The organism is Pseudomonas sp. A1230, from assembly GCF_044218825.1.
Taxonomy (GTDB): Bacteria; Pseudomonadota; Gammaproteobacteria; order Pseudomonadales; family Pseudomonadaceae; genus Aquipseudomonas; species Aquipseudomonas iridis.
Window position 1 is genome coordinate 3,824,918 of record NZ_CP162582.1, and the last position, 23,548, is coordinate 3,848,465.

The following is a 23,548-nucleotide window of genomic DNA, read 5'->3' on the forward strand; positions in this document are numbered from 1 at the left end:
TTCCTGCCGGCCGATCAACTGGACAGCTACATCGCGGGCTTGATCTTGCTGGCCGCCGCGCCCTGCACGGCAATGGTGTTCGTGTGGAGCCGCCTTACCAACGGCGACCCGCTTTTCACGCTCTCGCAAGTGGCTCTGAACGACGCCATCATGATCGTGGCCTTCGCGCCCATCGTCGGCCTGCTGCTGGGCATGTCCTCGATCTCGGTGCCTTGGGACACGCTGCTGATTTCGGTCGTGCTCTACATCATCGTGCCGGTGATCCTGGCGCAGCTCTTGCGGCGGCATCTGCTCAAGCAAGGACAGGCCGCCTTTGAACGGGCCATGCAGAAGATCGGGCCGTGGTCGATGGCCGCGCTGCTGCTGACGTTGGTTCTACTGTTCGCCTTCCAGGGCGAGGCCATCATCCGGCAGCCGTTAGTGATCGCCATGCTAGCCGTGCCGATCTTGATTCAAGTGTTCTTCAATTCCGGGTTAGCCTACTGGCTGAACAAGCGGGCGGGGGAAAAGCACTCTGTCGCCTGTCCTTCGGCCCTGATCGGTGCCAGCAACTTCTTCGAGCTGGCCGTGGCGGCCGCCATCAGCTTGTTCGGTCTGCACTCCGGCGCTGCATTGGCAACCGTGGTCGGCGTCCTGGTCGAAGTGCCGGTGATGCTGCTGGTCGTGCGCGTGGTGAATCGCTCGAAGAGCTGGTACGAACGAGGTTGAACATGAGTAGGAAAAAACTGAGGAAATGATTGCAGATTGCCGCGCCGGCCGCTTCCTGGCGCATTCGATCACTGACCTGGAACACCTAGTATCCATGCTTGCTGAGGTCGCCCGATGACAGACCCAAAGAACCTAGAGAACAGGCTGCATGAGAAGGCCGACCCGGCCCGCGCCGTTTCCACTGGTCGGGTGCGCTACACACTGGCCGAACTACTGGCCGACGCGGAAGCATCCGGGGCTTACCCGCTGCCGCCGGAGGAACGCGAATGGATGGATGCGCCGTCTGTGGGTCGGGAATGGCCAAACAGTGAAGATTGAAAAAGGCGGCCAGTTCGAGTGGCCGCCCTTTCGTCATTAGCTGCACGCTTGGCGCAAGGCGTTCATTGCTTCTTGAAAATCAGCCTGTGTCGCCCGGCCCGTTTCAGCTTGGTAGTACACCACCATAAAAGCATTAGCGACGGCTTCGGCCAATGGCCCAAGGCTCCGCGCTTCCGCTTGGTTGATGTACTCCAAAGAAGAAAGAATAGCCGCTGCTTGATGCACTGCTTGCCCTGGTTCGATAATATGTTGTGTTGTCATAATTCACCTCTCCAGTAGGTGTTGATTGAAAGTGCCGGGCTGGTTGTGGCCAGCCCGGTGCGCCTACAGGTACAGCCCCGCCGCCTCCGCGAATGCTGACCGCTCATTCCTGCCGCCATTAACCTCAATACTTATCGGCTTAGTTTCGCTCTCTCTCATAGGGTCTGGCCGTGATACAAAAGCGGCTGTTTCTGTCTCTGCATCGACCTCGGTCGATTGATCACCCAGCGGCGAAATAAATACCTGGCTGACTTCTTCCCTTGGCGCTTCATCCAGGGCCGCCAATGCGGCCATGTATGTTGATGTCGTCATCGTGCTAACTCCTGACTTCGTTACTATCTGGGCCAGAATCGGCGCCCAAGCTATTGCCCTCGAACTGGCCAGATTGGCTTGCTTCTTTCGGCTCCATGCTTTCGCGTATCGAAGCAGCCAGTTTTCCGCCTGTGGTTTCGCTCACTCGCTCCTGGAATCCCTGCTTCACTTGAGAGCCGACACCCTTGGCTAACTCGGAGGCCGTGCCTGTGGCCAGCTTCGCGGCCTTGGCAAAGCCGCCACCGCTTGAGCTACTGCCGCTGTCACCAAAGCCAGCCGCTTGGGCGAATGGGCTACTGCCAGCAGTACCCGCTTCACCACCACCGTTTCCGCCACTGCTGACAACTGACCCCATGCTGGACATGTCACCGCCGGTTTCCATACTCGCTGATGCTTTCTGAAAAGCCGCTTGGAGTGCACTTGCACCTCCGGCTGCACCGGCTGCGGCACCCATAACCGCTTTACCTGCCAGGGCAGCGCCGCCAGTTGCCATACTGGCCGCCGTCACCGCCGCCCCAACTGCCGCACCCGCACCGAAGTTTCCAATTCCACCGGCTGCGCCAATACCACCACCAGACACAAGACCAGAAATCATCGGCGGAACTTTGTTGACCAAGAAAAGCAAGATGACCGATATAACCAACATCACGGCCAGTTCCTGGGATGCCATGTTCTCGCTGATTTGCGTGTAGTAGTGATTGATGAACTCTTTGCCAATCGCAACCAGAAGCACCATTGCCATAAGCTGTGCGGCCAGGCCCAGCACGGTCTTGTAGTAATTGATCGCCATGTCGGAAGTCCAACGACTTCCACCAAAGCCAAGGAAGAACACACCGGCATACAACAGAATCCAGGCTGATGCGAGCAACAGCAACAGGTTGACCGCAATCAACGCCAGGACAAACAAAACAGCCAGGGCCATTAGCTCCATGACCAGAGCAGTTGCCATCTGCCGCCATCCCAGCTCCGAGGTGGCCTGTACTGTGCGGTTGTATAACTCGAAACCAAGATCAAGGATGCTGGAGGGCCCAAGATTGCTATTGGAAAGTCCCCCCGCCTGCGCGCCCAGAGTTTGCAATGACTGAACAATCGTACCGGCGATATTCATGCCCTGGTTCGCATTCGTCAGCAACCACCAGAAAAAGCCGGTGAAGATCGTGAAGCGAACGAACTCCGCGAAGAACTCGCCAATGTCGGCCTTGCGCAAAGCCATCATGCCGAATGTCCAGACCATCGAAATCACAACCAGCGTCCAGAACAAACGCGATGCAGCGGACTCAATAGCTGGCCCCCATGTTGCGGCAGCATCATGAAAACGCTTGAGCACATCATTCATAACACCGCTGCTACTTAGCTCCTGCGCCATTGCAGGTTCAGCCAGCACCATTGTGGCGACCATCATCAAGCCACCTAGAGCAATTTTCTTTCTCATGGCGACCACCTCAATAATCATCTTTAGGGCTGGGCTTGAACTCCCACTGACGCATCTGCTTGGCCTTCTGGAATGCTCTGCATTCCTCGGTAAAGGCCTCTCGGTTCGCTTCGCTGCGCATTTCATTCAGTGCTGCCTGGAACGCATCGGGGGCACACGTCGCCGCATTTGGTTCGGGCATCCTTTCCTGTTCACATCCAGCCAACAACAGCAACGTAGCCGCGGTAGTAAAAAAGATTTTTTTCATCTCACCGCCTCCCTAGTAGTTGTCTGCCGGACTCGGGCGAAACGTCCAGGTACGCATTTGCTCGGCCCTGGCATCACCTCGCGCCTCGGCATCGAGTTCTGCTGCAATCCGGGCTGCCTCCGCGTTGTGTTGGGCGGTCAACATGGTGCGAATCTGCAAGAGCTGATTGGCCTGCTGGCTGGCGAGCTGGTTGGCGTAGCCGATGGCCTGTAGCTGGCCAGTTGCACCCTGGGCCGCGCCTTGCAGCCGCTCCAGGGTACGGGCGTCATCCTTCAAAGCCTTTTGCTGGTCGGCAACGGTCTGGAACAGGGCATCGTTGGCCTTCTTTTGCGACTCTGACGCCAGGCGGCGGTTCTCTTCCATCGCTGCCTTTTCGGCCGGCGTGCATCCGCCGCTGCCGTTGAAGCATGGCGAGCTGCGGTAATAGGCCACGTCCTGAAACTTGGCCAGGTAACGATCCAGGCTGCCTAGCTGGTTCTCGTAATAGGCCAGCGTGTTTTGCGCGGCAATCAGCCGGTTGATCGTAGTCTGCGCCTGATCCCAGATATACGCGGCTGGGGCCATCGTGTTCTGGAGCTGATTTTCGTACTGCTGCAACTGGGTCTGGTACTGCTCAATCTGCTTGAGCGTCTGCGCCACCGACTCGATGGCCGTCATGATGTTCTGGGCCAGGTTGCCGCCGTCGATGACGGGGATACCAGCTTGCACAGGGGCGGTGGTAGTGGTGATAAAGCCGGTTGCGAGTGCAACGGCTAGAGCGGTTTTTTTAGCCGCTAAAATTTTGGACTTCATGGTCGTACTCCGTCGATGAAAAGAAGGCATTGCCTTGACCAAGCGTTGTGCTTGTTCTCGGCAACGTTTCATCGAAGAGCTACGCCACTAGCTGATCGGTATTGCCCTTGGCGCTGAGGCCCGGACTTACAAACGTAAAACTACTCTGTTTTTTTATCGCTTTCGGACAAGCCAACTTCCCGGCCAATCTCTTCAAGCTCTAGCGGCTGTACTGCCGCCGTCAGTATTTCGCGTATTTCCGCGTCGGTGCTCCTATCGTTGAGCGCTGCTCGAACTTTCAACGCACGGTGCACCTCGGCGGGTAAATTCCTGATAAGCACATTTGCCATATCAATACCCTTTTGGTGTACCCGACAACCATGCTATCAAAGATATTAAAAATAGCAAGACCTATACTCTTGCAACCGGCGGTAGCCGATCAGCCCCGCAGGGCAGGATTCCCGTTGAGTGCCCCCGGCGCGAATAAGGGACAGTGAAGATAGATAACCGGCTTGCCGGTTAGCTAACTTCACCCATCCTGCCCGCATTTCACCCACTATTGAAAATCTAGCGCATATCGAACGTAAAGCGTTTTATCGTCAAACAAACACCGATTCTTGGCAACATAACCGTAATCGTCACCAAATCGGCCTGCAATCGACATAGTCGCTTCAAAATCGCTGCTCAATCGGCTTTAAATCGGAACCTAAAATGCCAACAATCGACACAAACCATTCGCCCCGATGGGGCGAGTTGGACGCCAAAAAAGAAGGGCATAACCCGCCCCTCAAGTGTCAATGAACACAAGAAATTTGCCTCCCCTCCCGTCATACCACTAAGGCGACGTATTGATACTTGAGGGGCAACCTTTCCTGATGTTGACACCTTCACGCAGGTTACTGGTTATGGGCGTCCAACACACACGGCTCATTCCTGCTTGGTAATAATAAGAATAATAATCTTCTTATTATTCTTACCGAACGAATGGGCACTGCTTAGCCATTTCACGTTTCGAGCCAAGGTTTCAGTACAGATAACTACAAGTGCACACAGCGGCCCTCCAGCACCGTTAGACGCAGATTCTGCTTCAGCTCATGGAATAAGGGACTCCGGGTTGTTTTCCCCTCTCACAAGGCGTTTCAGCGGCCACTGAAGCCGCCTTCTCTTCTTGGCGTTAAACCATCGGCCTATGGCCGATTGATAAAGCCCGCCAGGGCTTTATTGGCAAGGTCAGAACGCGCCCTCAAGGCGCGAGCTGCACCGCGCATGATGGATTATCTTTAGATAATCTTGGATGGATTTCCCAAACTGCCCGCAAAGCAGCGCACCGTCTGGGTTTTCCAAATTGGGACGGGGAACGTTACGACGGCAGAAGGGGAGCGTTACGACGGTAACAAGGGAACGTTACGACGGTAAACGGGTGCAGTTGCCGTGGGGCCAGGCCTCTTGATCTCCCATTTTCCCTTGGCGTATTCGTTCACTACCCAACCCACGGCGGCAAGTTCGGCCAGTGCCTTCCGGGCAGTCTGACGGCGTTTTTTCATAGCTTCGGCATTGGCTTCATCTGGCCAGACATAGCCGCAAAGCGTGTCCAGTTCCACGCGCCCGGATTTGCCGGGGTCGATCCAGCCGCATAGCCGTTGGTGCATCAGCCGTGCCGGATCAGTCTGTAGCACCCGCACTTCCGCCATGTCGATACGGGCATATGGACGATGCCCCAGGATCGCTTCGGCAATACGCGGATTCAGGGCAACCCATAGCCTGCCGTCCGTCTCGTCAAAAGCATGACTCATCAGGTGGAACGCGGCTTGCCGCCGTCCCTTCGTCACAAGGATGGTGACGTTCGACATGCGCAGCAGGCTGGCTTTGAGCGCCTTGATGTTGTCGCCGCTATCCGTCATGCCCGTTTCTGAGAGCAGTTTGGTCAGGCTCTCACGAACCACCAAGCCGTCTTGCTCAATGGCTTCGAAACGGGGTTCAAGGAATAGCCGTAGCTGTCGCCCCGTCTCACTGGTCGGTTCCGGGGTTAGCAAGATGCCGTTCGGGCCGCCAAGGGCCACGATGCCTTGCAAAAGACGCATATCATCGGCCCCGAGAGGTTCGAATCCGACGAAACGCATGGATTCGTCCTCGCCAAAGGTGTAGGTCACGTCCAGCTTGCAGCGTTTGCGATCGCCACGCTTGAGGCTGCGGAACAGGCCAGGTGCCAAACAGTGCGCGGGATCATGTCGGACGTGGGTCAGGTCATGCTTAGGCTTCTTCACGCTGTCTCCTTTTCACCTTGCACTGCCGCTCCAGTACAGCAGGCTTCAACACGCCGCCGTCGTGCCGTCTAAACCAGAGTTCTTGAAAAGGTGCGCCATAGTTGGCCTTGCTGACGCCAAAGCGGACAAAATACCCACGCTGACAATCATCGACCCCCAGTATCTCGGCCTCGCCTTGCGTCATGCCGGATAGGTACGATTGCCAACGGATGTTATCAACCAGTACGGACGATCCACGACTGGCCTGCTGTTGATCGCCCGACCCCATCATGGCTGCGCTTTTACTCGCGTGGTGCAGAAACACAATGGAGCAGCCTGTATCAGCGGCTATGGCCTCCATGTGCCCAACAACCTGCGCCATCGGCCCGCTAGCGTTCTCCTCCTCAATGTGGAAGCGCCGCAAAGTGTCCAAGATCATCAAGCGACGACCTTCAGCGGCTCGTTTGAGAGCATCGAACCAGCTAGCAGCCATGATGTTTGGGCATTTACCGATCAAGGGTTCAATGAGCAAACCATCAGCCACGGCTTGCCGTTCCGCTGCGCTGAGGTGTGCCCCAAGGGCGTGCAGACGATGGTGAATAGCGGCCGGTGGATCTTCAGCAGGCAGATAGACCACTTGCCCGGTGGGAAACTCGCCTATTTCAAGTAAATCAGGCCCGCCTGCAATCTGTGCAGCCAATTGAAGGGCCAACATGGATTTACCAGCCCCACCAGGCGACACAAGAGCACCAACAGTGCCAGCAACCATATTAGGCAGAACATAATCAATGGGTGGCGGCAATTCCGTGAAAGCCGCCATAAGATCAAGAGCCATATAACTAGCCCTCTATAGGGCCAGGTCGCGCAGCTTGATCACCCGATGATTTACGTGCCTCAATCCACTCTTCGACCTCTGACAAATCCCAGGCGACATTTCTACTGGTTAACGCGATACGGCGTGGAAAATCCCCTCGCTGCTCCAGGTTATAAATTGTTCGTGTCGAAAGCGGGATCATCTCCAGGAGCTTCTTCCTGTTGATGAGGGTCTTTATATTTTGCATGGGTCAATACCTCTCAAATGAATAGTTGCTATTCATCGAGTAGCTGCGCGAAGCAGCTAATCGGTAATTGACCTGCCCGATGCCAATGGCGGCCTTATTTATAAATTCACGGCATCAACTTCAATGCTATCAAAGATAGCAAAAACATCAACCCTTACTGCCTCCCGAAGTCCACTCATCAATCATATCGGCCCAATCCTGCAACATCGCCGCCCGCTGCTCGCGGTACTCAGCCTTGTTGTAGACAGCCCTCACGCCCTTCTGCTCGTGCGCCAGGCACTTCTCGATCCAGTCGGTGTTGTAGCCGGCCTCATGCAACAGCGTGCTGGCTGTGCGCCGCAAATCATGCGGTCCGAACTTGGTAAGTGACTTCCCATCTTTCTGCGCCGCCTTGTAAGTCAGCGTCAGCACCTGGTTAAGTGTGGCAGCGCTCATCGGCGCATCCGAGTCGTACCGTGATGGCAAAACGAAGTCGGAACCACCGGCAAAGGTTTTCATGGCAATGAAAATATCCAGAGCCTGCTGGGACAGAAATACCAGGTGCGGGTTACGGCGTTTCATCCGCTCCTTTGGAATCGTCCACAACGCTTCGCTGAAATTGATCTCGCTCCAGGTCGCATTGGTCAGCTCGCTCTTGCGCACCATCGTCAGCAATAACAGCTTGGCCGCCGCACGGTTTGTTGGGCTTGTGCCCACTCGCTCCATGTACTGGTACATCAGCCCAATTTCTTCTGGCGTCAACGCTCGGTCACGTGGCTCGAATCGAGCGATGCTTGTTGGGCGCACCAGTTCTGCCGGGTTTTCGACCTTCTGCCCACGCTCGATGGCCCAGCGAAATACCTGCAACACGATTTCACGCACATGAACGGCGGTGGCCGGTGCGCCTCGCTCAACAATGGCATCAGCCAGCGCCCGCAAGTCTTCGTGGGTGATCTCCACCAGCTTCTGATTGCTGAATTTCGGCTTCAGCTCACGCTCATAAACCGAGCGGCGCATATCGCGGGTGGAGTCGGCCATCTGGTAGCCACGCAGCCACTTCTCCGCCCAGGCACCGAACGTCTCTGCATCTTTCACCCGCGCCTTGTCTCGGGCTTTCTCCTTGGCCGGCGACTTGCCCGCCGCAACCATCTTCTTGGCGTCACCCAACAGCTCGCGGGCTTCGGCCAGGGTGATGCCACCGACACCATAACGCCCAAAGGTGATGGTCTCCTGCCGACCGTTGATTGAGTAGTTGTAACGGAACGAGATGGAGCCGGCTGGAGTCACTGCCACATAGAGACCTTCCCGGTCATTCACTTTGTAGAGTTTGTCCCTGGGCTTGAGATTGCGCAGCTTGGTATCGGTCAGCATGTACCTTGTCCTTCTTCGTCTCCGATACCATGCTGAAAAAATCTCGAATTTATCGTATTTTTTCTTACGAAACAGTAACTTATAGAATATTAATACCATGAACACACAAAAGAACGCAGCATGGTATCGGCATCAATCATGGCATCGCCAAACCATAATACCAGCTTTAATGCCATGCTCAAACGGTGCTTGGCGCTTCCTCCCGTTGCCAGATCGTGCCAAACACAAACAAAAAAAAGCCCGCAATTACGCGGGCTTAGCGGCATTTCATGCCATCAGGTGCCTGGCTGTGCCAGACGCGGAATCATTCCCACTCAATCGTCGCCGGCGGCTTGCTCGACACGTCGTAAGTGACGCGCGAAATGCCTTCGATTTCATTGATGATGCGGCCGCTGACAGTTTCCAGCAGTTCGTAAGGCAGGTGAGCCCAACGTGCGGTCATGAAGTCGATGGTTTCTACGGCACGCAGGGCAACGACCCAGGCGTAACGACGGCCATCGCCAACCACGCCAACCGATTTCACCGGTTGGAAGACCACGAACGCCTGGCTGACCTTGTGGTACCAGTCGGCTTTGCGCAGTTCTTCGATGAAGATGTGGTCGGCACGACGCAGCAGGTCGGCGTATTCCTTTTTCACTTCACCGAGGATGCGCACGCCCAGGCCCGGACCCGGGAACGGGTGACGGTAAACCATGTCGTACGGCAGACCCAGTTCCAGACCCAGACGACGGACTTCGTCCTTGAACAGTTCGCGCAGTGGCTCGACCAGTTTCAGGTTCATCTCTTCCGGCAGGCCGCCCACGTTGTGGTGCGACTTGATCACGTGAGCCTTGCCGCTTTTGGCGCCAGCCGACTCGATCACGTCCGGGTAGATAGTGCCCTGAGCGAGGTACTTGATGTTGTCCAGTTTGTTCGACTGGGCATCAAAGACGTCAATGAAGGTACGACCGATGATCTTGCGCTTCTTCTCTGGGTCGGCTTCGCCGGCCAGATTGTTCAGGAACTGCTCTTCAGCGTTGGCGCGGATCACCTTGACGCCCATGTTCTCGGCGAACATGGCCATCACTTGCTCGCCTTCGTGCAGACGCAGCAGACCGTTGTCGACGAAGACGCAAGTCAGCTGGTCGCCGATGGCTTTGTGCAGCAGCGCGGCAACCACCGAGGAGTCAACGCCGCCGGACAGACCCAGCAACACGTTGTCGGTACCGACCTGTGCGCGGATGTTGGCAATGGCGTCTTCGGCAATCTTCGACGGGGTCCACAGTGCTTCGCAGCCGCAGATGTCGAGGATGAAGCGCGACAGGATACGGCCGCCCTGTTTGGTGTGGGTCACTTCCGGGTGGAACTGCACGCCGTAGTAGCCGCGATCGTCGTTGAACATGCCAGCAATCGGGCAGCTTGGGGTGCTGGCCAGAATGTGGAAGTCTTCCGGCATCTTGGTGACCTTGTCACCGTGGCTCATCCACACGTCGAGGCCGAACAGGCCGTCGGCGTCGATGTGGTCTTCGATGCCGTCGAGCAGACGGCTCTTGCCGACCACGTCAACGCGGGCGTAACCGAACTCACGCAGCTCAGAACCTTCAACCTTGCCGCCCAGTTGCTCGGCCATGGTCTGCATGCCGTAGCAGATACCGAAGACCGGCACGCCGAGGTCAAACACGGCTTGCGGGCAGCGCGGGCTGTTGGCTTCGTGCACGGACTCCGGGCCGCCGGCGAGGATGACGCCTTTAGGTGCGAATTCGCGGATCGCATCTTCGTCCATGTCGAACGGGTGCAGTTCGCAGTAAACACCGATCTCGCGCACGCGGCGGGCGATCAGTTGCGTGTATTGCGAACCGAAGTCGAGGATCAGGATGCGGTGAGCGTGAATGTCGAGGGCCATGATTCAGTCTCGTCTAAGTAATTCAGAAACAGTCGTGATTCAGAAACAACTCGGGGCTGAATAACACAGCCCCGGTTGCTTAACGATTTGCTTGAAGGCTCAACCTACGCGGTAGTTTGGCGCTTCTTTGGTGATCTGCACGTCGTGAACGTGGGATTCGGCCATGCCGGCGCCGGTGATCCGCACGAACTCGGGCTTGGTACGCATTTCTTCGATGTCGGCGCTGCCGGTGTAACCCATCGAGGAACGCAGACCGCCCATCAACTGGTGAATGATCGCGCTCAGGGTGCCTTTGTATGGCACACGGCCTTCGATGCCTTCCGGAACGAGTTTCTCGGCGCCTGCCGAGGAGTCCTGGAAGTAACGGTCGGAGGAACCTTGAGCCTGGGACATGGCGCCCAGCGAACCCATGCCGCGATAAGCCTTGTACGAACGGCCCTGGAACAGTTCGATCTCGCCCGGCGCTTCTTCAGTACCGGCGAACATCGAGCCCATCATCACGCAGGAAGCACCGGCAACGATGGCCTTGGACAGGTCACCGGAGAAACGGATGCCGCCGTCGGCGATCAACGGCACGCCTGTGCCTTCAAGGGCAGCGGCGACGTTGGCGATGGCACTGATTTGCGGAACGCCGACACCGGCGACGATGCGGGTGGTGCAGATCGAGCCAGGGCCGATACCGACCTTGACCGCATCGGCGCCAGCTTCGGCCAGGGCCTTGGCGGCAGCGCCGGTGGCGATGTTGCCGCCGATCACCTGCACGTCAGGGAAATTCTGTTTGACCCAGCGAACACGGTCGATCACACCTTTGGAGTGACCGTGAGCGGTGTCGACCACCACCACGTCCACACCGGCATGGACCAGTGCAGCGACGCGGTCACCGGTGTCTTTACCGGTACCGACCGCAGCACCCACGCGCAGACGACCTTGATCGTCCTTGCTGGCCAGCGGGTAGGCTTTGGCTTTTTCGATATCGTTGACGGTCATCATGCCTTTGAGGGCAAATTTGTCGTCGACGATCAACACGCGCTCGATGCGGTGCTTGTGCAGCAATTCGCGTGCTTCGTCCTTGCTGGCGCCTTCCTTGATCGTGACCAGACGCTCTTTAGGCGTCATCACTTCACGGACGGTGGCTTCCAGACGGCTTTCGAAACGCACGTCGCGGGAGGTGACGATGCCGACCAGGTCGCCATCGTGCAGCACCGGAACGCCGGAGATATTGTGCATGCGGGTCAGTTCGAACAGGTCACGCACCGTGGCATCAGCCTCGATGGTAATCGGATCCTTGACCACACCGGCTTCGAACTTCTTGACCTTGCGCACTTCGGCAGCTTGCTGCTCGATGGTCATGTTCTTGTGGATAATGCCGATGCCACCTTCCTGAGCCATGGCAATTGCCAGACGGGCTTCAGTAACGGTGTCCATGGCGGCAGAAACCAGAGGAATGTTCAGTTCGATGCCACGGGTAAGACGGGTCTTGAGACTGACTTCGTTAGGAAGCACCTCGGAATAACCAGGTACTAAAAGAATGTCGTCGAAGGTCAGAGCTTCTTGGCTGATACGCAGCATCGCGGGGGCTCCCGAGCGGGAAAATGGAAGCGCGCCATTATAGTCAGACACCCCCTGCTGTTCAATGTAAAACTCAGCCTAATTGATATACGGAAAACCCTGCTCGTTGTAGGAGTTGCCGAAGGCTGCGATCTTTTGATCTTGCTTTTGAGGAACAACGTCAAAAGATCGCAGCCTTCGGCAGCTCCTACACAGGGAATGTGGCGTTAGAGTTCAACTTTTACCCAGCTCACAGGTTGATCGAGCCAATCGGCAAATTCGTCGATAAAGCTCTGTTTGAACCCCGCTTCCAGCCAGTTGTTGAAGATGAACCCTAGGTTGGAGAACGCGCATTCCTGCAAAAAGAGAAAGCCATTGATATCGTCTTCGTGGCCGCATTCGGGGCAGGTGAAGTTGTCGGTGCGTGCCGGCATCCAGTCCTCGAGGCTATCGAACAGCGCTTCGCCGATTTCCCGGCGACATTCGGCGCAACCTGCTTCTTCGAGAAAACCTTTGGCCGGGGTGAAGATGCAGCGCTTGGTGACGATCTCCAGGCCATTGATCGGCTCGCCGAATGGCAGTGCTTCGGGATGCAGCACCACCGCGCGGGCGCCATCAGCGATCGCGTAGGCCATGCGGTTGCCGGTGCGCCCGCAGGTGCTTAGCTCTTCCTTGACGATGTTCTTGCGCACCAGCCAGCGCACGATCGCCCGCGCCCGGGGCTCGTGCACCGGCAGGGTGGAGATTTTCGGGACGATGATGCTTTGCGAATTCATGATGCAGCCTGCGACGTCAAATGGAAGTTCTGCGGTGCTCACTCCACCGCCATCGCGGGCAAGCCCACTCCCCCTGGGTCTGAGGCGAATACAAACATTGTGATCGACTCAAATCACTGTGGGAGCATCGGTGCGCCGATTCGACTTGCCCGCGATGGCGTCAGTGCGGCCGGCAGCTTAATCCCTGACGAAATCCGGTCAAGTGCTGAAGTAGCGCACGATCAACGCAATCCCGCTTGCCAGCACCAGCCACATCACCAGTCGCACAAATGCTTCGCGGGACAAACGCATCGTCAGCCGCCGACCAGCCCACAATCCCAATGCCATGGCCGGCAACAGACACAGCGCCAGCATCAACAAGGGTAGCTCGGCATACACACCTGCGATGGTAAACAGCCCACCACCATGCACGGCAGCAGCCGCAACCATTCGATTTTTGCTGTTGATTCAGGACAGCGCCCCCATCGGCGTAAGATTCCTTCCCTCGGATGCCGATTGCAACAGCACCGTCGCCCTCGCCTATAGGCAAAATCCCACACCTTTGATCCAACGCTTCCTCCAGACATTCACCGGCGAATGCCTTTAAACTGCGCCCCATGATTAAAGATCCCTTTGCAAGACTTGGCCTGGACCGTGAAGTCCTGACCGTCAGCCAGCTCAACGGCCGCGCGCGGGTGTTGCTTGAAGACGTGTTCAGTAACATCTGGGTCGAGGGCGAAATCTCCAACCTCGCCCGTCCGGCGTCCGGCCACATCTATTTCACCCTCAAGGACAGCGGTGCTCAGGTGCGCTGCGCACTGTTTCGGCAGAACGCCGCTCGGGTGCGTCAGGCGTTGAAGGACGGTTTGGCGGTGAAGGTGCGCGGCAAGGTCTCGCTGTTCGAGGGCCGTGGCGACTATCAATTGATACTCGACACCGTGGAACCGGCCGGTGACGGTGCGTTGCGCCTGGCCTTCGACGCGTTGAAGGAAAAGCTCAGCGCCGAAGGTCTGTTCAGTGCCGAACGCAAAGTGCCGCTGCCGGCCCATCCACAGCGCATCGGCATCATCAGCTCGCCGACCGGTGCGGTGATCCGCGACATCATCAGCGTGTTCCGCCGCCGGGCGCCACAAGTGCAGCTGACGTTGATCCCGACCGCCGTGCAGGGCCGCGAAGCCACCGCGCAAATTGTCCGCGCCTTGAAAATGGCGGACGCGCGCGGCTTTGACGCATTGATCCTCGCCCGTGGCGGTGGATCACTGGAAGACCTCTGGTGCTTCAACGAAGAAGCCGTGGCCCGTGCGGTCGATGCCTGCGTGACGCCAATCGTCAGCGCCGTCGGCCATGAAACCGATGTGTCGATCAGCGACTTTGTCGCCGACGTGCGTGCACCAACACCTTCCGCTGCCGCCGAGTTGCTCGCCCCCGACTCCAGTCATCTGATCCGTCAGGTCGAAAGCCTGCATCGTCGTTTGGTGATGCGTATGCGTGACCGCTTGATGCGCGATCGCTTGCGCCTGGAAGGCATGGCTCGTCGTTTGCGTCATCCCGGCGAACGACTGCGCCAGCAGGCTCAGCGCCTGGATGATCTGGATATGCGCATGCGCCGGGCTTTCGAGCGCCAGCTCAATACCCGCCGCGAACGTCTGATCCGTCTGGAAACCCGCCTCGCCGGACAACACCCGGGACGGCAACTGGCGATGTTGCGCCAGCGCCTCGACAGCCTCGCCGAACGTCTGCCCCGGGCCATGCGCGAAGGTCTGAAAAACCGTCGACTGCAATTGCAAAGTCAGATGCAGACGCTGCATGTGGTCAGCCCGCTGGCAACCCTTGGCCGCGGTTACAGCATTTTGCTCGACGAGCGCGGCAACGCGATTCGCAACGCCGCGCAGACACACACCGGCCAGCGCCTGAAAGCCAAACTCGGCGAAGGCGAACTGCAAGTGCGCGTCGAGGACAATCACCTGACGCCCGTCACCCTTTCTTTACTGGACTGATCCATGCCGCGTTTTCTGGCTCCATTGTTTTTGCTCTGCCTGACCTTCAATGCCCACGCCGACAGTTACATCACCCGGCTGCTCAACAAACCGGTGCCCGGCGGCGTGGCCGTGGTTGATCTTGGCGCTGCCGCTCAGGCGCCGAAAGCCACGTATCAGGGCAAACCAGTGCTTGTGGTGAAAGAACAGAACAACTGGCTGGCGATTGTCGGTGTGCCATTGACGGTCAAGCCTGGCGCACAACAGATCAGCAGCGGCGGTCGAACCTTGCCATTCACCGTTGGCAGCAAAAAATACCCGGAACAGCGCATCACCCTGAAGAACACCCAGCAGGTCAATCCGAACCCGGCCAACCTCAAGCGCATCGAGGGCGAGTTGGCCGAGCAGATCAAGGCTTATCGCAGCTTCAGCCCGAACATTCCAAGCAATCTGTTGCTGGACAAGCCGGTCAACGGGCCGTTGTCGAGCAAGTTCGGCGTGCGCCGGTTCTTCAACGGTGAAGAACGCAATCCTCACGCCGGCCTCGACTTCGCCGTACCGGCCGGCACGCCGATCAAGACCCCGGCGGGGGGCAAGGTGATCCTGACCGGCAATTACTTTTTCAACGGCAATACGGTGTTTGTCGATCATGGCCAGGGCTTTATCAGCATGTTCTGCCATATGTCGAAAATCGATGTGAAGGTTGGCGATCAGCTGGCTCGTGGGGCAGTGGTTGGCAAGGTCGGCTCGACTGGCCGGGCGACCGGGCCGCATATGCACTGGAACATCAGCCTGAATGATGCGCGGGTGGACCCGGCGATTTTCATTGGTGCGTTCCAGCCCTGAGTTATGTGGTGAGGCTACCGGCCTCATCGCGGGCAAGCCCGCTCCCACAGGGTTCGAGGTGAACATGAATGTTGTGTACACCACCAATCTCTGTGGGAGCGTGGCTTGCCCGCGATGACGGACTCACTGTCACCGAAATATTCTGGAATAACACATCACCCTCAATTGCGCCCCAACCAAACCTCGCGCAAACATCAAAACGATCCGGCAACTTACAAACAATAAAATCGCGCAAAACCCGTCTTTTCGAGTATTCCTCTCAATTTTTTTCGACCGCTTGCCAACCTTTGTCCTCGCGGTTAGGGTTGAAGGCATGAAAACCTCTCACACCCTTATTCAGCTTCGCCAGCACCGCAGCCTGTGCCTCGTCAGCGCACGACTGCCAGGCTGAATCGCGGCGCCTCGTCCTACGCTTTTCCCAACACATTCGTTGTACCGGCAGGCCGCCTCTTTTCGGCCCAGACAATAAGGAATTTCCCGATGAGCATGCTCAAAGATCCGTCCTCGAAATACCGCGCGTTCCCCGTCATCAACTTGCCTGATCGCACCTGGCCGTCGAAAACCATCGATACCGCGCCGATCTGGTGCAGCTCCGACCTGCGTGACGGCAACCAGTCGCTGATCGAGCCGATGGACGCGGTGAAAAAGCTGCGCTTCTGGAAAACCCTCGTGCAAGTGGGCGTGAAGGAAATCGAAGCCTCGTTCCCGGCGGCTTCGCAAACCGACTTCGACTTCGTGCGTACCCTGATTGAAGAAGGCCACATCCCGGACGACACCACCATTCAGGTGCTGACCCAGGGCCGTGAAGACCTGATCGAGCGCACATTCGAATCCTTGCGCGGCGCGAAGAAAGCCATCGTTCACCTGTACAACGCCACCTCGCCTTCTTTCCGTCGCATCGTCTTCAACCAAGACAAGGAAGGCATCAAGGCCATCGCGGTAAACGCGGCCAAGCTGTTCGTCAAATACGCCGCCATGCAGCCGGACACCGAGTGGACTTTCGAATACTCGCCGGAAACCTTCAGCGCCACCGAACTGGAATTCGCCAAGGAAGTCTGTGATGCAGTGATCGAGGTCTGGAACCCGTCGCCTGAGCACAAGATGATCCTCAACTTGCCGGCCACTGTTGAGTGCGCGACGCCGAACATCTATGCCGACCAGATCGAATGGTTCGGTCGCAACATCAACCGTCGTGACAGCGTGATCATCAGCCTGCACACCCACAACGACCGTGGCACCGGCGTGGCCGCCACCGAGCTGGGCCTGATGGCCGGCGCCGATCGCGTCGAAGGCTGCCTGTTCGGCAACGGCGAGCGCACCGGCAACGTCGATCTCGTTACCGTTGCACTGAACATGTACACCCAGGGTCTCGATCCTCAGCTGGACTTCTCCGACATCGACGGCGTGCGCAAAGTCGTTGAAGAGTGCAACCAGATTCAGGTTCACCCACGTCACCCGTACGTTGGCGATCTGGTCCACACCGCATTCTCCGGTTCCCACCAGGACGCCATCCGCAAGGGCTTCTCCCAGCAGAAACCAGATGCACTGTGGGAAGTGCCGTACTTGCCGATCGACCCGGCCGATATTGGCCGCAGCTACGAGGCGGTGATTCGCGTCAACAGCCAGTCGGGCAAGGGTGGCATTGCCTACTTGCTGGAGCAGGAATACGGCATCAGCCTGCCGCGTCGCATGCAGATCGAATTCAGCCAGGTGGTACAGCGTGAAACCGATCGCCTGGGCCTTGAGATGACAGCCAAGCAGATCCACTCGTTGTTGATCAGCGAGTACCTGCAAGCCAACACCCCTTATGCGCTGGTCAGCCATCGCCTGCAGGAAGAAAACGGCAACAGCGCCGTCGAAGTTGAAGTGGCGAGCAAGGGTCAGGGCGAAACCAACCTGCATTGGCGCGGCAAGGGCAACGGTGCGCTGGAAGCACTGGTGGCCGGCTTGCCGATTCCGGTGGAGATCATGGACTACAACGAACACGCGATTGGCGCGGGCACCAACGCCAAAGCGGCGGCTTATATTGAGCTGCGCGTGAACGGCGAACGAGCGGTGCACGGCGTGGGTATCGATGAAAACATCACCACTGCCAGCTTCAAGGCACTGTTCAGCGCGCTGAATCGCTCGTTGAGCCAGCCGGAAGCGAAAGCGGCTTAATCCACCGCTGAAACGCAAAAGGCCCCGAAGTGAAAGCTCCGGGGCCTTTTTTTTGCCTGACATTTTTGTGCAGATTTCAAAGCCACCTTCGCGAGCAGGCTCGCTCCCACAGGAGGATCGCATTCCAATGTGGGAGCGAGCCTGCTCGCGAAAGGGCCCTCCCCGTCACCGCTTGAATTTCAGGTGAATTCGAAGGTGTCGGCATCCAGATTAGCCGGAAATCTTTCGCGATAAGCCGCCAGTGGCGCCGCTTCCAGCACAGCCTTAAACACCCCGTCCGCCTCCCCCGCCGCCAGCAAAGACTCGCCCTGAAAATCCAGCACCTGGCTGTCGCCGGTGTAGGCAAAACCTTTGCCGTCGGTGCCAACGCGATTCACCGCTGCCACGTAACAGAGGTTTTCGATGGCGCGCGCCGGCAACAACCGATTCCAGTGCAGCCGCCGCGCACCCGGCCAGTTGGCGGTGTACAGGAGCAGATCGGTGTCCTGCGCATCACGGCTCCACACCGGGAAACGCAAGTCGTAGCAAATCAGCGGACGAATTCGCCAACCCTTGAGTTCGAACTGCACCTGCCGCTCACCGGGCGTGTAGTGGTTGTGTTCGCCGGCCATGCGGAACAGGTGACGCTTGTCGTAATGCAGCACTTCACCGTCCGGCCTCGCCCACAGCAGGCGATTGCGATGGCTGCCGTCGGCCGCCTGGATGATCACGCTGCCGGTAATGACCGCATCAAGTCTGGCGGCCTGAAGCCGCAGCCATTTGCTGGTCGGACCATTCTCGGCTTCGGCGAGGGTTTCCGACTCCATCGAGAAGCCAGTGGTGAACATCTCCGGCAGGATGATCAAATCCGCCCCGCGCGCCTGTTCCAGCAACACCTCGAAATGTTCGAAGTTGGACTGGCGGTCGTGCCACGCCAGACTGGTCTGGATCAGCGCCAGATTAAGGTCAGGTAATGTACTCAGATCACGCATAGTTTTGTCGCCGCTTCGCGCAGCGTCTCCTCGCGTTTGGCAAAGCACAGGCGCACGAGGCGCTGGCCTTCAGGTGGGCTCTGATAGAACACCGAGATCGGAATACTCGCCACGCCGTGCTCGCGGGTCATCCACAGGGCCATCTCGACGTCGTTCAGGTCAGGTCGAATCTGCGAGTAATCGACCAGCTGGAAATAGGTGCCGGCAACCCGGTTAAAGGTGAATCGCGACGGTGCCAGCAGATCACAGAACAGATCGCGCTTGGCCTGATAAAACGCCGGCAGCTCTTCGACATGCTCCGGGTGCTCGGCCATGTAATCGGCCAAGGCGTATTGCAGCGGCGTGACGCCGCAGAAACTGACGTACTGATGCACTTTACGCAGTTCAGCCGTCAGGGCCGGCGGTGCGACGACGTAACCGGTTTTCCAGCCAGTAACGTGGTACGTCTTGCCGAACGAACTGACCACGAAGGCGCGCTGATACAGCTCTTCATGAGCCAGCACGCTGACATGCGGCACACCGTCGAACACCAGGTGTTCGTAGACTTCATCGCTGATCAAGTAGATGTCGCGATCGCGAATCAACGCCGCCAATTGATCCAGCTCAGCGCGGCTGATCAGCGCACCACTCGGGTTGTGTGGGGTGTTGAGGACAATCATTCGCGTGCGCGGGCTCAGGGCGGCGGCAAGCTTGTCGAAATCGATGGAGAAATCGTCGGGGCTCAGTTGCACATGCACGCAGCGACCGCCAGCCAATTGCGTCGCGGGGTCGTAACTGTCGTAGCACGGGTCAAACACGATGACTTCGTCGCCGCTGTGGATAACCTGAATTGCACAGAAGATCGCCTGTGTCGCGCCGGGCGTCACGGTCACTTCATGTTCGGCATCCACCTTCACGCCGTAGCTGCGGGCGATCTTCGCCGCGATCTGCTCGCGCAGTGCTGGCAGGCCGGTCATCGGCGAATACTGGTTATGACCACTGGCAATGTGTCGACCTACCGCATCGCGCAGAGACTGCGGGCCGTCGAAATCAGGAAAACCCTGGGACAGGTTGATGGCGCCGGTCTGCGCCGCGAGCTGAGACATCTGCGTGAAAATCGTGATGCCGACATTCGGCAGCTTACTGGTGATCATCGGTAGCCCCTTGCAGGTGAGCTGCAAGTTTCAAGCTGTAAGCCGCAAGTTTCAAGCATCAAACTGTCGGACACAAAAAAGGGCTCTGAAAAGAGCCCTTTTTGCTTTTACTTGAAGCTTGCAGCTAAAAACTGGCAGCTGCTTTATTTTTTGTCGCGGCGTTTCTTGTCGGCTTTCTTGCTGTGCGACATCATCCGACGCTTCCTGTTGACCTGGCGGTCGGTCAGGGTGTTTTTGTTGCCTTCGTACGGGTTCTCGCCGCCCTTGAACTCGATGCGGATCGGCGTACCGACCAGCTTCAGCACACGGCGGTAAGTGTTTTCCAGATAGCGCACGTACGACTTCGGCACTTTCTCGATCTGGTTACCGTGGATCACGATGATCGGCGGGTTCGCACCACCCAAGTGGGCGTAACGCAGCTTGATCCGGCGGTTGTTGACCATCGGTGGCGCGTGTTCGCCAACCGCGTCTTCCAGAATCTGGGTCAGACGGTTGGTCGGCCAGCGGGTGACCGCCGACTTGAACGAGTTCTGTACGGAAGCGTAGAGGTTGCCCACGCCAGTGCCGTGCAGTGCCGAGATGAAGTGGATGTCGGCGTAATCAACGAAGAACAGGCGACGCTGAAGTTCGACTTTCACGAAGTCGCGCTCGCTCGGCGTCATGCCGTCCCACTTGTTGATCGCGATCACCAGCGCACGACCCGACTCGATGGCGAAGCCCAGCAGGTTGAGGTCGTGATCGACCACACCTTCGCGGGCGTCCATCACGAAGATCACCACGTTGGCGTCTTTGATCGCCTGCAGGGTTTTGACCACGGAGAATTTTTCGACTTCTTCGTGAATCTTGCCGCGCTTGCGCACACCAGCGGTGTCGATCAGCGTGTACTTCTCTTCATTCCGTTCGAACGGGATGTAGATACTGTCGCGGGTGGTGCCGGGCTGGTCATAAACGATTACCCGGTCTTCACCGAGCATGCGGTTAACCAGAGTCGACTTGCCAACGTTCGGACGACCGATGATGGCGATCTTGATGCCGTCTTTTTCGCTCGGGCCAGGAATGCGCTTGGCTTCCTCGCCTTCGGCAACGACTTCTTCTTCGCCGTCTTCCGGCTCTTCTTCGTCTCTCGGGAACTCACCCAGGGCGATTTCCAGCATCTGAGTGATGCCACGGCCGTGAGCACCGGCGATAGGAATCGCGTGGCCCATGCCCAACGGAGCAAATTCAGCGCGGGCCATTTCCGGGTCGATATTGTCGACCTTGTTGGCAACCACGTAGGAACACTTGTTACGTTTGCGCAGGTGTTCGGCGATCATCTGGTCGGCGGCGGTGAAACCGGCCTTGGCATCTACCAGGAACAGCACAACATCTGCTTCTTCAATGGCCAGCAGCGACTGCTCGGCCATTTTTTCGTCCATACCGTGCTCGTCACCGGAGATACCACCGGTGTCGACCAGAATGTAGGAACGCCCTTGCCACTTGGCCTCACCGTACTGGCGATCACGGGTCAGACCGGACAAGTCGCCGACGATGGCGTCGCGAGTCCTGGTCAGGCGGTTGAACAAGGTGGACTTGCCGACGTTCGGTCGGCCCACCAGGGCGATTACGGGAACCATGCGGCTCTCCACTTCGTTATTTCAGAAAATACAAAAGCCGCTGCGAGGCAGCGGCTGGTGCTCGGGGCAACACTGCGGGGTGAACAGGTTCACTCCCACAAGTGAAGCTGCCTGGGGTGTTATCCCCAAGCATAGTTGTTACTTGATGGTCAGGGCTTCCAGTTTGCCGCTGTTGCCATACACATAAATCGTGTCCCCCACCACCAGCGGACGGGCACGCAGGCCGTCGCTGTCGATGCGCTCACGGCCGACGAAACGACCGTCAACCTGACTCAGCAAATGCAGATAACCTTCCAGGTCACCTACTGCAACATAGCTGGAGAACACTTCCGGAGCCGACAGCTGGCGGCGAGCCAGCGAATCGTTGCTCCACAAAGCCGTGGTAGAACGCTCGTCGACGCCTTCAACGGTGCCCGAAGACAGGCTCACGTAAACGCTGCCGAAACCTTGAGCAATACCGGCGTAGCTCGACGCATCGCGCTGCCACAATTGACGACCGCTTTCCAGATCCAGTGCCGCAACGCGACCCTGATAGCTGGCAACGTACAGCGTGCCGCCGGACAGCAGCAGACCGCCGTCGATGTCGACCACGCGCTCCAGTTCCGAACGGCCCTGTGGAATCGCGATGCGTTGTTCCCACACCGGAACGCCATTGGAAATATCCAGGGCGACAACTTTACCGGTCGACAGGCCAGCCACCGCGAGGCGGTTGGTCACGAGCGGTGCGCTGGTGCCGCGCAGGGTCAGCACGGCTGGAGTGCTGTCATACACCCAGCGCTGAGTACCGGTGGAAGCATCCAGACCGATCAAACGATCGTCCTGAGTCTGCACCACTACAACGTCGCCGTTGTTGGCCGGCGGCGCGAGGACTTCGCTGTTGACGCGAGCACGCCACTTCTCTTCACCGTTGATGGTGTCCAGAGCGACGACTTCGCCACGCAGCGTGCCAATCAGAACCAGACCGTAACCGACGCCAACGGCGCCGGAGACAGGCAGTTCAAGATCCTGATCCCACTTCACGTCGCCGTTGCTGCGATCCATGGCCATTACCACGCCGGTCACATCGGCCGCGTAGATGGTGTCACCGTCGATCGCCGGTACCAGCATGTTGTAGGTTTCGCCCTGACCGTCACCGATCGAACGACTCCACTGCTTTTGCAGAACCACTTCTTCTTTGAAGTCGGTCAGCTCGGCCGGTGGCAATTCTTTTTTGCTGTTGCTGCTGCAACCCGCGGCCAAAATGGCCAGAGCCAGCAATGCTGCATGCTTCCAACGGATCACGTCACGCATCCCCTTTAGCCAGGTCGTCGAGCTTGATTTGAAGGCCACCGACCGCCGCTTCATCCGACAGTGCCGCCTTGGCTTTTTGATACGCCTTGTTCGCGTCGTCGGTACGGCCCAGCTTCACCAGCAGGTCGCCCTTGAGTTCTTCGCGAGTGGCCAGGAACGCCGTGTCGGCGTCGCCGTCGAGCAGTTTCAGAGCGTCATCCGCCTTGTCCTGCGCGCCCAGCACCTGCGCCAGACGCTGACGGGCGATTTCGCCCAGCGCCGGATTGGCCGGTTTGTCGACGATGGTTTTGAGTTCGGTCGCGGCGTCGTCCAGCTTGCCGCTGTCGACTGCAACCTTGGCCACGAACAGGCTGCCGTACTGCGCATAGGCAGTGCCGCCGAATTCACTCTTGAGCTTGCCAGCCAGATCCGCAACGCGGGCAGCATCAGGCTTGCCGTCAGGCGTCAGCGTGGTTTCCAGCAGTTGCTGATAGAGCACCGAGGCGCCTTGCGACTGGTTGTCCTGATATTTGTGATAAGCCTGCCAGCCGAACACGATAACCAGCGCCAACAGGCCGCCGGTGACCAGAGGTTTGCCGTTGCGTGTCCACCAGTCCTTCAAATCCGCCAACTGTTCGTCTTCGGTACTCGACACCCCAATACTCCTTAATCGCTAAATCGGCTGTTAGGAC

At 58.0% G+C, this 23,548-nt stretch carries 22 protein-coding genes and 3 pseudogenes; 6 read left to right on the forward strand and 19 right to left on the reverse strand.

The annotated features are described in order from the left end of the window. Positions 1–708: pseudogene (locus AB4P97_RS17845) on the forward strand (arsenic resistance protein); the annotation flags it as partial. A gap of 114 nt (positions 709–822) precedes the next feature. Beyond that, entirely contained in the window at positions 823–1,026 is a 204-nt protein-coding gene (locus AB4P97_RS17850) for a hypothetical protein (protein WP_000131871.1), read from the forward strand. 36 nt (positions 1,027–1,062) lie between these two features. Here AB4P97_RS17850 and AB4P97_RS17855 read toward each other — a convergent pair whose 3' ends face one another. The 14 genes and pseudogenes from AB4P97_RS17855 to AB4P97_RS17920 form a co-directional block, all read right to left on the reverse strand. Then, positions 1,063–1,287, reverse strand: coding sequence for a type I toxin-antitoxin system ptaRNA1 family toxin (locus AB4P97_RS17855; RefSeq protein ID WP_000211355.1), 225 nt, complete (start codon positions 1,285–1,287; stop codon positions 1,063–1,065). 63 nt (positions 1,288–1,350) lie between these two features. Beyond that, positions 1,351–1,599 carry a hypothetical protein gene (locus AB4P97_RS17860; protein WP_000213809.1) on the reverse strand — a complete coding sequence of 83 codons (249 nt, stop codon included), beginning with the start codon at positions 1,597–1,599 and terminating at the stop codon, positions 1,351–1,353. Positions 1,600–1,603: 4 nt separating this feature from the next. Then, complete coding sequence (trbL, locus tag AB4P97_RS17865; protein ID WP_001405816.1) at positions 1,604–3,031, reverse strand: P-type conjugative transfer protein TrbL; 1,428 nt, start codon at positions 3,029–3,031, stop codon at positions 1,604–1,606. 10 nt (positions 3,032–3,041) lie between these two features. Then, entirely contained in the window at positions 3,042–3,278 is a 237-nt protein-coding gene (gene trbK / locus AB4P97_RS17870; RefSeq protein ID WP_000718002.1) for an entry exclusion lipoprotein TrbK, read from the reverse strand. 12 nt (positions 3,279–3,290) lie between these two features. Continuing rightward, positions 3,291–4,070, reverse strand: coding sequence for a P-type conjugative transfer protein TrbJ (gene trbJ / locus AB4P97_RS17875; protein ID WP_000836966.1), 780 nt, complete (start codon positions 4,068–4,070; stop codon positions 3,291–3,293). 140 nt (positions 4,071–4,210) lie between these two features. After that, positions 4,211–4,399: a stabilization protein gene (locus tag AB4P97_RS17880; RefSeq protein ID WP_000024442.1), complete on the reverse strand. Its 189-nt coding sequence runs from the start codon at positions 4,397–4,399 to the stop codon at positions 4,211–4,213. Positions 4,400–5,431: 1,032 nt separating this feature from the next. Continuing rightward, entirely contained in the window at positions 5,432–6,313 is an 882-nt protein-coding gene (gene repC / locus AB4P97_RS17885) for a replication protein C, IncQ-type (protein ID WP_000743064.1), read from the reverse strand. Further along, complete coding sequence (locus tag AB4P97_RS17890; RefSeq protein WP_001162384.1) at positions 6,300–7,127, reverse strand: helicase RepA family protein; 828 nt, start codon at positions 7,125–7,127, stop codon at positions 6,300–6,302. Before AB4P97_RS17890 ends, repC begins: the two co-directional genes overlap by 14 nt. 4 nt (positions 7,128–7,131) lie before the next feature. Further along, complete coding sequence (locus tag AB4P97_RS17895; RefSeq protein ID WP_001179606.1) at positions 7,132–7,353, reverse strand: AlpA family transcriptional regulator; 222 nt, start codon at positions 7,351–7,353, stop codon at positions 7,132–7,134. Positions 7,354–7,500: 147 nt separating this feature from the next. Beyond that, on the reverse strand, positions 7,501–8,703 hold the full coding sequence (locus AB4P97_RS17900; protein ID WP_000954590.1) for a site-specific integrase: 1,203 nt from the start codon (positions 8,701–8,703) through the stop codon (positions 7,501–7,503). A gap of 304 nt (positions 8,704–9,007) precedes the next feature. After that, entirely contained in the window at positions 9,008–10,585 is a 1,578-nt protein-coding gene (guaA, locus tag AB4P97_RS17905) for a glutamine-hydrolyzing GMP synthase (protein WP_042560909.1), read from the reverse strand. 99 nt (positions 10,586–10,684) lie between these two features. Further along, on the reverse strand, positions 10,685–12,154 hold the full coding sequence (gene guaB / locus AB4P97_RS17910) for an IMP dehydrogenase (RefSeq protein WP_047302990.1): 1,470 nt from the start codon (positions 12,152–12,154) through the stop codon (positions 10,685–10,687). Between the two features lie 206 nt (positions 12,155–12,360). Continuing rightward, complete coding sequence (locus AB4P97_RS17915; RefSeq protein ID WP_042560911.1) at positions 12,361–12,909, reverse strand: sugar ABC transporter ATPase; 549 nt, start codon at positions 12,907–12,909, stop codon at positions 12,361–12,363. A gap of 198 nt (positions 12,910–13,107) precedes the next feature. Beyond that, a pseudogene (locus AB4P97_RS17920) lies at positions 13,108–13,305 on the reverse strand (sulfite exporter TauE/SafE family protein); the annotation flags it as partial. 49 nt (positions 13,306–13,354) lie between these two features. On the opposite strand from AB4P97_RS17920, the pseudogene AB4P97_RS17925 reads away from it, so the two are divergent. The 4 genes and pseudogenes from AB4P97_RS17925 to leuA form a co-directional block, all read left to right on the forward strand. Next, positions 13,355–13,495, forward strand: a pseudogene (locus tag AB4P97_RS17925) (LysR family transcriptional regulator); the annotation flags it as partial. A gap of 10 nt (positions 13,496–13,505) precedes the next feature. Further along, entirely contained in the window at positions 13,506–14,885 is a 1,380-nt protein-coding gene (gene xseA, locus AB4P97_RS17930) for an exodeoxyribonuclease VII large subunit (RefSeq protein ID WP_042560913.1), read from the forward strand. A gap of 3 nt (positions 14,886–14,888) precedes the next feature. Beyond that, positions 14,889–15,710, forward strand: coding sequence for a M23 family metallopeptidase (locus AB4P97_RS17935; protein ID WP_042560914.1), 822 nt, complete (start codon positions 14,889–14,891; stop codon positions 15,708–15,710). A 480-nt stretch (positions 15,711–16,190) separates the two neighbouring features. Beyond that, the gene (gene leuA, locus AB4P97_RS17940) at positions 16,191–17,870 is read left to right on the forward strand and encodes a 2-isopropylmalate synthase (RefSeq protein ID WP_042560915.1); all 1,680 of its coding nucleotides are present in this window, start codon (positions 16,191–16,193) and stop codon (positions 17,868–17,870) included. 179 nt (positions 17,871–18,049) lie between these two features. Here the strand turns inward: leuA and AB4P97_RS17945 are convergent, their stop codons facing one another. The 5 genes from AB4P97_RS17945 to AB4P97_RS17965 all read right to left on the reverse strand — a co-directional run bounded on the left by AB4P97_RS17945 (position 18,050) and on the right by AB4P97_RS17965 (position 23,511). After that, on the reverse strand, positions 18,050–18,841 hold the full coding sequence (locus tag AB4P97_RS17945; RefSeq protein ID WP_395601425.1) for an amidohydrolase: 792 nt from the start codon (positions 18,839–18,841) through the stop codon (positions 18,050–18,052). After that, positions 18,829–19,974: a pyridoxal phosphate-dependent aminotransferase gene (locus AB4P97_RS17950; RefSeq protein ID WP_395601426.1), complete on the reverse strand. Its 1,146-nt coding sequence runs from the start codon at positions 19,972–19,974 to the stop codon at positions 18,829–18,831. The genes AB4P97_RS17945 and AB4P97_RS17950 overlap by 13 nt, the downstream gene beginning before the upstream one ends. A gap of 143 nt (positions 19,975–20,117) precedes the next feature. Beyond that, complete coding sequence (der, locus tag AB4P97_RS17955; RefSeq protein WP_042560918.1) at positions 20,118–21,587, reverse strand: ribosome biogenesis GTPase Der; 1,470 nt, start codon at positions 21,585–21,587, stop codon at positions 20,118–20,120. A gap of 138 nt (positions 21,588–21,725) precedes the next feature. Then, on the reverse strand, positions 21,726–22,877 hold the full coding sequence (gene bamB / locus AB4P97_RS17960; RefSeq protein ID WP_042560919.1) for an outer membrane protein assembly factor BamB: 1,152 nt from the start codon (positions 22,875–22,877) through the stop codon (positions 21,726–21,728). Continuing rightward, on the reverse strand, positions 22,870–23,511 hold the full coding sequence (locus tag AB4P97_RS17965; protein ID WP_042560920.1) for a tetratricopeptide repeat protein: 642 nt from the start codon (positions 23,509–23,511) through the stop codon (positions 22,870–22,872). Before AB4P97_RS17965 ends, bamB begins: the two co-directional genes overlap by 8 nt. Positions 23,512–23,548: the final 37 nt, after the last annotated feature.